Origin of the sequence: Pseudomonas umsongensis (genome assembly GCF_012647205.1) — a bacterium.
In the GTDB taxonomy this organism is placed as follows: Bacteria; Pseudomonadota; Gammaproteobacteria; order Pseudomonadales; family Pseudomonadaceae; genus Aquipseudomonas; species Aquipseudomonas umsongensis.
The window spans coordinates 3,527,707-3,540,580 of the sequence record NZ_CP051487.1; the positions used below are offsets into that span (position 1 = coordinate 3,527,707).

A 12,874-nucleotide genomic window follows, 5' to 3' on the forward strand; every position below is an offset into this window, starting at 1 on the left:
GCTCCCACATTTGAAATGCATTCCCCTGTGGGAGCGAGCCTGCTCGCGAAAGCGGCCGCCAGAACACCAAAAATCACCTGAAAAAACCAATAATTCCAAGAGGTGTCGAGATGCGTCTATTGAAACACGTGCTCCCGCTTGCGCTCACCGTTCTGTGCAGCGCCGTCGCCCAGGCTCAGCCTCAGGTCAGTGTCTACAACTGGACCGACTACATCGGCGAGACCACCGTCGCCGACTTCCAGGCAAAAACCTCGATCAAAGTGATCTACGACGTTTTCGACTCCAATGAAACCCTGGAAGGCAAGTTGCTCGCCGGGCGTACCGGGTACGACGTGGTCGTGCCCTCCAACCACTTCCTCGCCCGCCAGGTGAAGGCCGGCGCGTTCCTCAAGCTGGACCGCGAGCAACTGCCGAACTTCAAGAACCTGGACCCGAAACTGCTGGCCTTGCTGGAGAAAAACGATCCGGGCAATGCGCACTCGGTGCCGTACCTGTGGGGCACCAACGGCATCGGCTACAACGTCGACAAGGTCAAGCAGGTGCTGGGCATCGACCGCATCGATTCCTGGGCCGTACTGTTCGAGCCAGAAAACATCAAGAAACTCAGCCAGTGCGGCGTATCGGTGATGGACTCGGCCGATGAAGTGTTTCCCGCAGTCCTCAACTACATGGGCATGGACCCGCGCAGCGAGAACCCCGAAGACTTCAAGAAAGCCGAAGCCAAGCTGCTGGGCATCCGTCCGTACATTACCTATTTCCATTCGTCCAAGTACGTCTCGGACCTGGCCAATGGCGACATCTGCGTGGCATTCGGTTACTCCGGCGATGTGTTCCAGGCCGCCAACCGCGCCAAGGAAGCCAATAACGGCGTGAACATCGCCTACGCCATTCCCAAGGAAGGCAGCAACCTGTGGTTCGACCTGCTGGCCATTCCCGCCGACGCCAGCAACCCGAAAGAGGCACACGCGTTCATCAACTACCTCCTCGACCCGCAAGTGATCGCCAAGGTCAGCGCCTCGGTCGGCTATGCCAACCCCAATCCGGCGGCAAAGCAGTACATGGACCCTGAATTGGTGAACAACCCCGAGGTTTACCCGCCGCAGGAAGTGCTCGACAAGCTCTATATCTCCACCACCCCGCCGCAGTCGATCATGCGCCTGATGACCCGCTCGTGGAGCAAAGTGAAGTCCAACCAATGAACCAGTACACACAGGAACATGCTCGCTCGTATTACGCCGCGTCGGCCCATGGCATGGCGCAATTTCCCGGGCTGACAGCGGACCTTGAGGCCGATGTCTGCGTGATTGGCGGTGGTTTCACCGGCATCAACACGGCCATCGAACTGGCCCAGCGCGGGCTCTCGGTGATCCTGCTGGAAGGCCGGCGGATCGGCTGGGGTGCCAGCGGGCGCAACGGCGGACAACTGATACGCGGCATTGGTCATGACGTCAGTGGTTTCGCCAAACATATCGGTGCCGAAGGTGTGCGTTATCTGGAGCGCGCCGGTATCGAATCGGTCGAGCTGGTGGGCCGGCGAATCCGCGAACACGGCATCGATTGTGACCTGCGCTGGGGTTTTTGCGAATTGGCTAACACCCCGGCGCAGTTTGCGGGACTTGCGTCTGAATACGCAGCGCTCAAGGAATCGGGGTACGCCCACGAAACCCGCCTGGTCGAGCCCGGACAGATTCGCACGCACGTGGTCAATTCAGGCGTGTATGCCGGCGGTCTGGTCGACATGGGGTCCGGTCACCTGCACCCCTTGAACCTGGTCCTGGGCGAAGCGCGGCTTGCGTCGTCCCTTGGCGTGCAGATCTTCGAGCAGAGTCCGGTGCTGGAGTTGATCCATGGTGACACCGTGCAGGTTCGTTGTGCTGGCGGCACGGTTCGCGCGGGTAGCCTGGTGCTTGCCTGTAACGCCCACCTGGAAGAACTCGAACCGAAACTCAGCGGCAAGGTGCTCCCGGCCGGCAGCTACATCATTGCCACCGAACCCTTGTCGGCAGACGTTGCCGCGCAGCTGATCCCGCATAACCTGGCGCTGTGCGACCAGAAAGTCGGCCTGGACTACTACCGGCTCTCGGCAGACCGGCGCCTGTTGTTCGGCGGTGCCTGCCATTATTCCGGGCGCGATCCACGGGACATCACGGCCTACATGCGCCCGCAGATGCTCAAGGTCTTTCCGCAGCTGGCGAATGTGCGCATCGACTATCAATGGGGCGGCAAGATCGGCATCACAGCCAATCGATTCCCACAGGTCGGGCGCCTGCGCCAACACCCGAACGTGTTCTACGCCCAGGGTTACTCAGGCCATGGCCTCAACGTGACCCACTGGTGCGCAAAACTGCTGGGCGAAGCGATCCAGGCCGGACATAGCAAAGGCTTCGATGTGTTCAGCGCCGTTCCGCACATGACCTTCCCGGGCGGCCGCGCCCTGCGCTCGCCGCTGCTGGCGCTCGGCATGCTGTGGTACCGGATGCGCGAAGTGCTCGGTTAACCCCCGTGCCCCTCTTGCGGCACGCGGCGGTCTCTGTAGGAGCGAGCATGCTCGCGAAAAACCTGAGAGCACCGCGGGGTGCCAGGCTCCCCTCGTTATCGTTAACGACCATCGCGAGCATGCTCGCTCCTACAGTAAATCGGGTGCATCTGGTCGACTGCCAGGCCCATGCGCCAACCCCATAACCTTTATTTCGATTTGCTCAATCGCGAGTCACTTCTATATTGAGGGGGTGCTCTGAACTTCGTGCCTCCTGTTGAGCCTCGCCCATGGCAACTACTGATCAACTGATCATCTGCGAGCACTGCGACTGCGTGTATCAAAAAGTCACACTCGCCAAACATCAGAAAACCCTGTGTACACGCTGCGGCGGCGTGCTTCAGCGCTATAACGGCCTGACGGTGGAGCAACGCCTGGCGTTGACCTTCACCGCATTGATGCTGTGGATTTTCGCCAACTTCTATCCGGTCATGAGCATCAGCCTCAAAGGCCTGAAAAATAGCGCAACACTTTGGGATTCGGTGCTGGCGTTGAGCCTGGGCCCCATCACCTTCATCGCCATGGTGGCGGCGATCGCCATGATCATCGCGCCGATTTTCCAGTTGGTGCTCTTGATCTGGGTCCTGGGTTTCGCCCTCACCCACAGGCGTTCACCTGGTTTCAGATTCTGCATGCGCTGGCTGGAAACCCTCAGGCCGTGGAGCATGCTGGAAGTCTGCCTGCTGGGAGCAATGGTCGCCGTGATCAAGCTCGCCGGGTTACTGGATGTGCTGCCCGGCATCGGTCTGTTCGCCTTGGCCATCCTCAGCCTGATGATGATCCGCATTGCCGGCCGCGATATCCGTGAACTATGGGACATCGTATGACAACACCTCCTGTCGCCAGTGATCTCAACCTGTGCCTGTGCCACAGCTGCGGCCTGGCCTGTGACATGACCTTCGAACCCCATGAATGCGAGCGCTGTGGCGCTCCCCTGCATCGACGTAAACCCAACTCGTTGACCCGGACCTGGGCGTATATGTTCACCGCACTGGTGTTTTACATCCCGGCCAATTTGCTGCCTGTGATGAACACCAAGATGGTCGGCAATGGCGCCGACAGCACGATCATGAGCGGCGTGATTGAGTTCTGGCAGCACGGAGCCTGGGATATAGCCCTGATCATCTTCATCGCCAGCATCGCGGTGCCTGGCGTCAAGTTCGTCGCACTGACGCTGCTGCTGGTGACCGTTCAGCGCGATAGCCAGTGGGCACTGCGCGAGCGTTCGCAAATGTACCGTTTTGTCGAGCTCATCGGTTATTGGTCGATGCTTGACGTCATCGTAGTGGCCCTGGTGGCCTCCCTGGTCAAGTTCCAGGCCCTGGCCGATATCGAACCGCGCCCGGGCATTTTGTTCTTTGGCCTGGTGGTGGTGTTCACCATGCTCTCCGCGATGAGTTTCGATCCGCGACTGATCTGGGATAAAGAGCGGCAAAAACCATTAAATGAGGAGGTCACGGATGAAGTCACAAGCCACTGACGGGCCGTTGGTCCCGGGCCAAGCTCCGATCAAGACCCGCCGCTTCAGCTTTTCGCTCGTGTGGATCGTACCGATCGTTGCGGTGCTGGTGGGGATATCGCTGGTGGTCCACAGCATCTTGCAGGAAGGTCCCACCATCACCGTCACCTTCAAGACTGGTGACGGCCTGACCGCCAACAAGACCGAAGTCAAATACCGCAACGTGGTAATCGGTCATGTCTCGGACGTAGAACTGGCCAACGACCAGAAGAGCGTGAACGCCACCATCAAACTGGCCAAACAGGCCGAAAGCTTCACCCGCAAAGACTCGCAGTTTTGGGTGGTTAGGCCGCGGATCGGCGCTGGCGGGGTGTCGGGTATCGATACGCTGTTGTCCGGGGATTACATCGGCGCCGATATCGGCCAGGACAATGCACGGGCGAAGACCTTCAAAGGCCTGGAAAACCCGCCAGCCATCACCTATGGCGAGCCGGGCAAGCGTTTCACCCTGCACACCCAGGACCTGGGGTCACTGGATATTGGCTCGCCGGTCTACTACCGCAAGATTCCGGTCGGCCAGGTCGTGGCCTACGCCCTGGACCCCGATGGCAAAGGGGTGAACATCGAACTGTTCATCCACGCCCCCAATGATCAGTACGTCACTGAGAACACCCGATTCTGGAACGCCAGCGGTGTGGACGTGAGCGTCGGTGCCAACGGGTTTGCGGTCAAGACCGAGTCCCTGTCTTCCTTGCTGGTGGGTGGGATTGCGTTCCGTGCGCCGGAATACAGCCCCGACGACAAACCGGCCCCGGAAGAATATGCCTACGAACTGTTCGAGGACCAGCAAACCGCCCTCGCCCCGCCCTACGGCAAGGCGCAATACCTGAGTTTACGTTTCGATCAGGCGCTGCGCGGGCTCAAGGTCGATGCACCGGTGGAATTCCTGGGTGTGGAATTCGGGCGAGTTGTCTCGATCAATCTGGATTTCGACGCGAAGAAACGCACGTTCCCGGTCAATGTCGGCATCGTGATTTATCCGCAACGACTCGGCCAGGCCCACGCAAAAATGCTCAAGGCCTTGAATCATGACCCCAATGACGAAGCCGCGGGCGTCCGCCTGATGGGCTCTTTCGTCGAAAACGGCCTGCGTGCGCAGGCCCGTAGCGGCAATCTGTTGACCGGTCAGCTATACATTGCACTCGATTTTTACCCCAAGGCCGAGAAAGTCGTTTTCGATCCCACCGCCCGCCCCGTTTCCATTCCAACGATTCCGGGCAGCCTCGAACAATTGCAGGAAAAGCTCGAGGCCATGGTCACCAAGATCAATCAACTGCCCATCGAACGGATCGCCGGCAATCTGGACAGCAACCTCGTCGAATTGCGCAAGGGTTTGTCGCAATTCAATGCCAAGACCTTGCCTAGCGTACAAAGCACCCTGGGGGACGTGAGCAAAACCCTGCAATCGGCCAGCACCACCTTGCAATCGGCCAATTCGACGCTTGCCGATGACTCGCCGCAACGGGAAAAACTCAGCCAGACGATGGATGAGCTCGGACGCACCTCGCGCGCCTTGCGTGATCTGGCCGATTATCTGGGCCGGCATCCGGAATCATTGATTCGCGGCCGTCCAAACAATGCCGCGCCGATCGATATGCAAGGGCCGCCGAGCAAATGACCACAGGAGCAACATTCATGGCTTTTTCACTGAAAATCACCTTGTTCGCCGCGTTGTCGTTGCTCGCCGCCTGCCGCAGCGATCCGATTCAGTTTCACACCCTGACCCCAGCCCAACTGACGGGCACTTCACGCAATGGCGCGCAAATCGAGATTGAATTGCTCAGCGTCCCGCCGCAGGTCGATCGCCCGCAGATCGTCGTACGCCAGGGCAATACCGGCATGGCGATCCTGGAAACCGACTGGTGGGGTGCCAGCCTGGTGGATGAGTTGCGCAGCGCCTTGCTCGACCAGATGATCAACAATAATCCGCAACGCAGGCTGTTGGTGCGCCTGGAGGTACAGCGCTTCGATTCGATTCCCGGCCAGTATGGATTGCTCGACGTAAGATGGCGCCTGCGCAGCAGCAATGGCCATGAGGACGTCATCGGAAATTGCCGCAGCACCCTGCAGACCCCATCAGGACCCTCGATCGAGGAGCTGGTAGCTGCGCAGCAGAACAACGTCAGGCGCCTGGCCGCGCTGATCAGCCAGGCAGCGGCTGGCACGCAAAAAGGTTGTCCATCCGCCAATGCCAACCAATGATGCAATCCCCCTGTCCAAGCGAGGCTTTGTGGCGAGGGGATTTATCCCCGCTGGGTCGCGCAGCGGCCCCAAAACCTGCAAATCGGTGTATCTGATTCCGTGTGCATTAGCGTTGCGACTGCTTCGCAGCCGAACGGGGATAAATCCCCTCGCTACAAAGGTTCGCCCACAGGATTTGACGATTTTTTCTCATTCGAGGCTCTACATTAGCCGGCGTTGAATCTGCAAATGATTCGTATTGATCTAGAATAATTGACGTCGTTCTTTTTCTCGATTGAATCAGCTTGCATGACCCAAAATAACAGGAGCCGGCGCCGCATGAAGTCCCCAATCCCTTCGTTCCTCAAAAAGGCCCTGCTGGCCACCGCTTTGCTGAGCGCTGGTCACGCGTACGCCGCCGATACCGCTGGTCACGCGTACGCCGCCGATACCGCTGGTATCGTGGTCTACAACGCACAGCATGAAAGCCTGACCAAATCCTGGGTCGAAGGTTTTACGCAGGAAACCGGTATTCCGGTGACCTTGCGCAACGGCGACGATACCGAAATGGGCAACCAGATCGTGCAGGAAGGCGCCGACTCGCCGGCCGATGTATTCCTCACCGAGAACTCCCCGGCGATGGTGTTGGTCGACAACGCCGGTTTGTTCGCGCCCGTGGACAAAACCACCCTGGAACAGGTCGATTCAGCCTACCGCCCGGCCCACGGCAAATGGCTGGGCATCGCTGCACGCTCCACGGTGTTCGTCTACAACCCGAGCAAATTGTCCGAAGCCCAGTTGCCCAAGTCGATCATGGACCTTGCCGCGCCGAACTGGAAAGGCCGCTGGGGCGCATCCCCGGGCGGCGCCGACTTCCAGGCGATCGTTGCCGCCATGATCGAACAAAAAGGCGAAGCCGCCACCCTGGAGTGGCTCAAGGCGATGAAAACCAACTTCAGCGCGTACCGGGGCAACAGTTCGGTGCTCAAGGCGGTGAATGCCGGGCAGATCGACAGCGGCGTGATATACCACTATTACAGCTTCGTCGATCAGGCAAAGACCGGCGAGAACAGCAAGAACACTGCCTTGCACTACTTCAAACACAAGGACCCGGGAGCGTTTGTCAGCATTTCCGGAGGTGGCGTCCTGGCCTCCAGCAAACACAAGGAACAAGCCCAGGCGTTCCTCAAGTGGATCACTGGCAAGGACGGCCAGGCCATCCTCAAGGACGGCAAGTCGTTTGAATACGCCGTGGGCAAGAACGCCGAATCCAACCCTAAACTGGTGCCTTTGCAGCAGCTCGACGCGCCGTCCGTGGACGCCTCGAAACTCGACAGTAGAAAAGCCGTGGAGCTGATGACTCAGGCGGGACTGCTCTAATTGATGCCTGAAATCCTGCCGGTGGATACCGCCCAAGCGCTACCCGCCAATTTACGTAGACGGTCACGCGGCATGTTCGCGAGCCGCGGTGGCGCGTGGGTGGTCGGGTTGTCGGTGCTGGTGTCGTTGCTGGCACTGCTGCCGATTGCCTACGTCATCGGCGTGTCCTTGCAAACCGGCTGGTCCACGGTGGTGACCTTGGTGTTCCGCCCACGGGTGGGCGAGTTGCTGACCAACACCGTGTTGCTGGTGGTACTGACCATTCCCCTTTGCGTGGCGCTGGGTGTGGCACTGGCCTGGCTGACCGAACGCACGGATCTGCCGGGGCGGCGCTGGTGGTCGTTACTGGCCACGGCCCCCCTGGCGGTGCCAGCCTTTGTCCACAGCTATGCCTGGGTCAGCCTGGTGCCGCCGATCCACGGCTTGTTTGCCGGGGTGCTGGTGTCGGTCATTGCCTACTTCCCGTTTCTCTACCTGCCGATTGCCGCAACGCTGCGGCGCCTCGACCCGGCCATTGAAGATGTCGGCGAATCCCTTGGGCTCAAGCCGTGGGCGGTATTTTTTCGCGTCGTGCTCCCGCAGTTGCGCCTGGCCATTTGCGGTGGCGCGTTGCTGGTCGGCCTGCATCTGCTGGCCGAGTACGGTCTGTACGCGATGATCCGCTTCGACACCTTCACCACCGCGATCTTCGATCAGTTCAAGTCCACCTTCAACGGGCCTGCCGCCCACATGCTGGCCAGCGTGCTTGCCTTGTGTTGCCTGGTGATGCTGACCGTGGAATCCGCCGCTCGGGGCCATGCGCGCTACGCCCGCGTGGGCACCGGTAGTGCCCGTGAGCAACGGGTGGTGCGCCTGAAAACCCCGGCCAGGGTGCTCGCATTGACCTTGCAGGGCGTCACATGTGCCCTGGCGCTGGGTGTGCCCCTGATCACCCTTGGCGGATGGTTGATCGCCGGCGGCGTGCAAGCTTGGGACCTGGATGAGCTCCTGCCGGCCCTGCAACAGACCCTGCTGCTGGGTGTCGCGGGCGCGGCCCTGACCACCTGCGCGGCCATTCCCATCGCCTGGTTGTCAATCCGCTATCCAGGACGGATGCAACGGATACTGGAAAGCTGCAACTACATCACCAGCTCATTGCCGGGCATCGTCGTGGCGTTGGCCCTGGTGACCGTGACCATTCACTTTGCCCGGCCGATCTACCAGACCACCATCACCGTGCTCTTGGCTTATCTGCTGATGTTCTTGCCCCGGGCCCTGGTGAGCTTGCGCGCCGGCATCGCCCAGGCACCCGTGGAACTGGAAAACATCGCCCGCAGCCTGGGCCGCTCCCCTGCCCGCGCATTGTGGCTGATCACCCTGCGCCTGGCCGCTCCGGGGGCGGCTGCCGGCGCGGCCCTGGTGTTCCTGGCGATCACCAATGAACTGACCGCCACCCTGTTGCTCGCGCCGAACGGCACGCGGACCCTCGCTACCGGGTTCTGGGCCATGACCAGCGAAATTGACTATGTCGCGGCAGCGCCCTATGCCCTGCTGATGATCCTGTTGTCGCTGCCGCTGACCGGGCTCCTTTATCACCAATCGAAAAAAACGGCTGGCCGATGAACACTCTTGAACTGCATTCACTGAACAAGTCCTACGGCGCCCACAAAGCCCTGGATAACGTCAGCCTGTCGGTACCCAGCGGCAGCCGTACGGTCATCGTCGGCCCCTCGGGCTCGGGCAAGACCACCTTGCTGCGCATGATTGCCGGCTTCGAGTTCCCTGACTCCGGCCGCTTGTCGCTCAATGGTCAAACCCTGGTCGACAGCACCCATGAAGTACCGGCACACCAACGCCTGATTGGCTATGTCCCGCAGGACGGCGCTTTGTTTCCGCACATGACCGTGGCCGCCAACATCGGCTTCGGCTTGTCGATCAAAGGCCAAGAAAAGCACGAGCGTGTCGCCCAGTTGATGGACAGCGTAGCCCTCGACTCGACCATGGCCGCGCGCTGGCCCCACGAGTTGTCCGGCGGACAGCAGCAGCGTGTAGCGCTGGCACGGGCACTGGCGCAGCGGCCGCGCCTGATGTTGCTGGACGAGCCGTTTTCGGCACTCGATACCGGTTTGCGCGCGGTCATGCGCAAGATGGTCGCCCGCCTGCTGGAAGACGCAGGGGTCACCACCATCCTGGTCACCCACGACCAGAGCGAAGCCTTGTCCTTCGCCGATCAACTGGCCGTGATGCGCCATGGCCGGCTGGTGCAGTCAGGCCATCCGCTGGACCTCTACCGCTACCCCGAAGACGAACAGACCGCGCTGTTCCTTGGCGACGCCGTGGTCATGCCGGCCCGGATCGAGGCGGGCTGGGCGCATTGCGACCTGGGCCGGATACCGGTCAACAATCATCGCAACAACCACTCGGCGCAGATCATGCTCCGGCCCGAACAGTTGCAACTGGCCAGCGTCTTGCCAGACGACACCGGTGTCGCTGGCTGCCGGGCAAAGGTCATCGACCGCGACTTCAGCGGAAACACCTGCACCTTGACCGTGGAGTTACAGCCTCGCGCCCCCGACCAGCCGATTGGCCGATCCTTGCTGGTGCGCAGCTCCGGCATGTATGCGCCGCCGGCGGGCAGCGCCGTGCAGGTCTCGACGATTGGCCACGCGCACGTGCTGAGCGAACCTTGAGCCAAGGCCCTCAAAGGTCGAAGCGATCTACCGCCCGACGCCGCTCGTTGTCATCGCGCACATCGTAGTTGGCCGTGGTCTGGATATTGCTGTGATGCGCCAGTTTTTGCGCGATGGACAGATCGTGTTCTTCAATCACCCGGGTGATGAACGAACGGCGAAAATCATGCGGCATGATTTTCACCCCCACCTGTGTGCCCCGCTGCCGGGCGATGTAATAGATCGCGTGCTTGGTAATGCGCTCACGGGTGATGTGACTGCCGCGCCGGATTCGGTTGAACAGGAACGGATCGTCCTCTTCGCCTTCCTTGAGCATCGAGCGGCGCAGTTCCAGCCAGGCATCGAGCTTGGCGAAAGCCCAGGCCGGGGCGTACTTGATCAACTGTTTGTTGCCCTTGGCCGTGACGCGCAGGCTGCGCTCATTGAAGTCGACCTGATTGAGGTCGAGGTTCACCGACTCCGATTTGCGCATGCCAGAACCGTACAGGATCGCAATGATGGCGGCGTCGCGCAGGCCTTGTGGCCGAGGATCGGCGGCGCAGACCTCCATCAATTCCTGGATCAATGAGCGCCGCAGGTTGCGCCCCTGGGACAGACGCGTGCCGGCGATACCCTTGACCGAGCGCATTTTCAACAAGTGTTCCTGGCTGATCAGGCTCATGCGCCACGCTTCGTTCATCACTCCGCGCACCGCATTGACGTACAGCGACGACGTGTTGGGCGCGTAACCGTCGGTGCGCAATGTCGCAACCAGGGCGATGACGTCTTCAGGTTGCAGGTCGTGCCAGGCAATCTCCTCGACATTCATGTCTTCGAAGCCCAGGCGGTCGGCGGCGTCCTGCAAGACGTAACGCATGGTCAATTGGCTGGAGGGGGCCAGTCGGGCCAGATACAGGGTCAGGGGATTGGGTTTGGCGGCTTTTGGATCAGCAGCAGGTAAGTCAGTCAAACGAAACGGCCTTGAATAAAGAGGAAGCAGAAAACGCTGTAAGACAGGGATGCCGCTACGCTGCCGGTCGTGGCCTGGAAAGTCAAATACTCTGCCGGCAAACACCGTATTGGCCGACGAACCGATAGACGAACTGAAACATGGCAATGCTAAACCTTGATCGGACTCGATCGGGGCAGGAGCAAGCCATGAGAATCAGTGTTTTGGGTAGCGGCTACGTCGGCCTGGTGCAAGCGGCCGTCCTGGCTGAAGTCGGCCACGACGTGGTCTGCATGGACGTCGACGAGAAAAAAGTCGAGTTGTTGCAACAGGGCCACGTGAGCATTTTCGAACCGGGGCTGGCCAGCCTGGTGCGCGAAGGCCTGGACGCCCGTCGTTTGCAGTTCACCAGCGATGAAAAACTCGCGGTGCAACATGGCCAGGTGCTGTTTATTGCTGTCGGTACGCCGTCGCGTGACGATGGTTCGGCAGACCTGAGTCAGGTGATGGCGGTCGGCGAGGCGGTGGCGCGGCACCGTGAGCAACCGCTGATCCTGGTGGAAAAGTCCACGGTGCCGGTGGGAACTGGCGATGCGTTGCGGACGCATATCGACAAGTGCCTGATCAAGGTCGGGCGCCTGTTGCAGTTCGATATCGTGTCCAATCCCGAATTTCTCAAGGAAGGCTCGGCCGTGTCCGACTGCCGGCGTCCGGACCGTATCGTCATTGGCTGCGAACGCGAAGACGTGCGCGAGGTAATGCGTGACCTGTACGCCCCCTTCAACCGCAACCATGAACGCGTCATGTTCATGGACCTGCGCAGTGCCGAACTGACCAAATACGCCGCCAACTGCATGCTGGCGACCAAGATCAGCTTCATCAACCAGATCGCCGAACTGGCCGAACACCTGGGTGCCGATATCGAATCGGTGCGCCTGGGCATCGGCGCCGATTCGCGCATCGGCTACCACTTCATCTACCCCGGCTGCGGTTATGGTGGCTCGTGCTTCCCCAAGGACATGCGTGCCCTGATCCACAGCGCCGAAGAGGCCAATTGCACAAGCGACCTGCTGCAAGCGGTGGAAGCCATCAACCAGCGCCAGAAACACAAGCTGTTCGAGCGCCTCAAGGCCTTCTACAAAGGCGATCTGCGCGGTAAGACCTTTGCCGTCTGGGGCCTGGCATTCAAACCCAACACCGACGACATGCGCGATGCACCGAGCCGGCCATTGCTGGAGTCGCTGTGGGCCGCTGGCGCCAATGTCCGCGCATTCGACCCCGAAGCCATGCAGCAAACCCAGCAACTATACCCCGATGAAAGCAGGCTGATGCTGATGGGTACGCCGGAATCGGTACTCAACGGTGCGGACGCGCTGATCATCTGCACCGAATGGCAACAATTCAAGGCACCGGATTTTGATCTGATCCGCCAGCGGCTCAATGCACCGGTGATCTTCGATGGCCGCAACCTGTACGATGCCGAGCGCCTGGCGCGCAATGGCTTCCTGTACTTTCCGATGGGCCGCGGCGAGTCGCGCAAGTTGCCGATTCCCTATCAGCAATGGCCTGCGGCTCAAGTGGTCGCATAACACGTCGCGATGGTCGCCAACGATGACGCTGGCTGCCTGATACCCCGCGGTGCCCGGAAATCCATCGCGAGC

11 protein-coding genes are annotated in these 12,874 nt (G+C 60.5%); 10 read left to right on the top strand and 1 reads right to left on the bottom strand.

Features of this window, described 5'->3' with window-relative positions; translation table 11 throughout:
• The first annotated feature begins 110 nt into the window (after positions 1 to 110).
• From HGP31_RS15950 to HGP31_RS15990, 9 genes are all read left to right on the top strand, one after another.
• Complete coding sequence (locus tag HGP31_RS15950; protein ID WP_168758177.1) at positions 111 to 1,199, top strand: polyamine ABC transporter substrate-binding protein; 1,089 nt, start codon at positions 111 to 113, stop codon at positions 1,197 to 1,199.
• Positions 1,196 to 2,497: an NAD(P)/FAD-dependent oxidoreductase gene (locus HGP31_RS15955; protein ID WP_168758178.1), complete on the top strand. Its 1,302-nt coding sequence runs from the start codon at positions 1,196 to 1,198 to the stop codon at positions 2,495 to 2,497. The genes HGP31_RS15950 and HGP31_RS15955 overlap by 4 nt, the downstream gene beginning before the upstream one ends.
• Before the next feature lie 269 nt (positions 2,498 to 2,766).
• On the top strand, positions 2,767 to 3,363 hold the full coding sequence (locus HGP31_RS15960) for a paraquat-inducible protein A (protein ID WP_020800516.1): 597 nt from the start codon (positions 2,767 to 2,769) through the stop codon (positions 3,361 to 3,363).
• Positions 3,360 to 4,016: a paraquat-inducible protein A gene (locus tag HGP31_RS15965; RefSeq protein ID WP_020800517.1), complete on the top strand. Its 657-nt coding sequence runs from the start codon at positions 3,360 to 3,362 to the stop codon at positions 4,014 to 4,016. Before HGP31_RS15960 ends, HGP31_RS15965 begins: the two co-directional genes overlap by 4 nt.
• Positions 3,997 to 5,673, top strand: coding sequence for a PqiB family protein (locus HGP31_RS15970; protein ID WP_020800518.1), 1,677 nt, complete (start codon positions 3,997 to 3,999; stop codon positions 5,671 to 5,673). Before HGP31_RS15965 ends, HGP31_RS15970 begins: the two co-directional genes overlap by 20 nt.
• Positions 5,674 to 5,690: 17 nt before the next feature.
• Positions 5,691 to 6,257 carry a PqiC family protein gene (locus tag HGP31_RS15975; RefSeq protein ID WP_020800519.1) on the top strand — a complete coding sequence of 189 codons (567 nt, stop codon included), beginning with the start codon at positions 5,691 to 5,693 and terminating at the stop codon, positions 6,255 to 6,257.
• A 318-nt stretch (positions 6,258 to 6,575) separates the two neighbouring features.
• Complete coding sequence (locus HGP31_RS15980) at positions 6,576 to 7,616, top strand: iron ABC transporter substrate-binding protein (RefSeq protein WP_168758179.1); 1,041 nt, start codon at positions 6,576 to 6,578, stop codon at positions 7,614 to 7,616.
• Between the two features lie 3 nt (positions 7,617 to 7,619).
• Positions 7,620 to 9,218 carry an ABC transporter permease gene (locus tag HGP31_RS15985; RefSeq protein WP_020800521.1) on the top strand — a complete coding sequence of 533 codons (1,599 nt, stop codon included), beginning with the start codon at positions 7,620 to 7,622 and terminating at the stop codon, positions 9,216 to 9,218.
• On the top strand, positions 9,215 to 10,285 hold the full coding sequence (locus HGP31_RS15990) for an ABC transporter ATP-binding protein (protein WP_020800522.1): 1,071 nt from the start codon (positions 9,215 to 9,217) through the stop codon (positions 10,283 to 10,285). Before HGP31_RS15985 ends, HGP31_RS15990 begins: the two co-directional genes overlap by 4 nt.
• 10 nt (positions 10,286 to 10,295) lie before the next feature.
• On the opposite strand, the gene HGP31_RS15995 is transcribed toward HGP31_RS15990, so the two are convergent.
• Entirely contained in the window at positions 10,296 to 11,234 is a 939-nt protein-coding gene (locus tag HGP31_RS15995; RefSeq protein ID WP_020800523.1) for a site-specific integrase, read from the bottom strand.
• Between the two features lie 188 nt (positions 11,235 to 11,422).
• Between HGP31_RS15995 and HGP31_RS16000 the strand changes: the two genes are divergently transcribed.
• Positions 11,423 to 12,802 carry a UDP-glucose dehydrogenase family protein gene (locus HGP31_RS16000; protein WP_151142040.1) on the top strand — a complete coding sequence of 460 codons (1,380 nt, stop codon included), beginning with the start codon at positions 11,423 to 11,425 and terminating at the stop codon, positions 12,800 to 12,802.
• Positions 12,803 to 12,874 lie beyond the last annotated feature (72 nt).

Coding starts and splice junctions, on each gene's coding strand:
- HGP31_RS15955 (WP_168758178.1), top strand. CDS start 1,196: ATGAACCAGTACACACAGGAACATGCTCGCTCGTATTACGCCGCGTCG.
- HGP31_RS15990 (WP_020800522.1), top strand. CDS start 9,215: ATGAACACTCTTGAACTGCATTCACTGAACAAGTCCTACGGCGCCCAC.
- HGP31_RS15960 (WP_020800516.1), top strand. CDS start 2,767: ATGGCAACTACTGATCAACTGATCATCTGCGAGCACTGCGACTGCGTG.
- HGP31_RS16000 (WP_151142040.1), top strand. CDS start 11,423: ATGAGAATCAGTGTTTTGGGTAGCGGCTACGTCGGCCTGGTGCAAGCG.
- HGP31_RS15970 (WP_020800518.1), top strand. CDS start 3,997: ATGAAGTCACAAGCCACTGACGGGCCGTTGGTCCCGGGCCAAGCTCCG.
- HGP31_RS15975 (WP_020800519.1), top strand. CDS start 5,691: ATGGCTTTTTCACTGAAAATCACCTTGTTCGCCGCGTTGTCGTTGCTC.
- HGP31_RS15950 (WP_168758177.1), top strand. CDS start 111: ATGCGTCTATTGAAACACGTGCTCCCGCTTGCGCTCACCGTTCTGTGC.
- HGP31_RS15965 (WP_020800517.1), top strand. CDS start 3,360: ATGACAACACCTCCTGTCGCCAGTGATCTCAACCTGTGCCTGTGCCAC.
- HGP31_RS15980 (WP_168758179.1), top strand. CDS start 6,576: ATGAAGTCCCCAATCCCTTCGTTCCTCAAAAAGGCCCTGCTGGCCACC.
- HGP31_RS15985 (WP_020800521.1), top strand. CDS start 7,620: ATGCCTGAAATCCTGCCGGTGGATACCGCCCAAGCGCTACCCGCCAAT.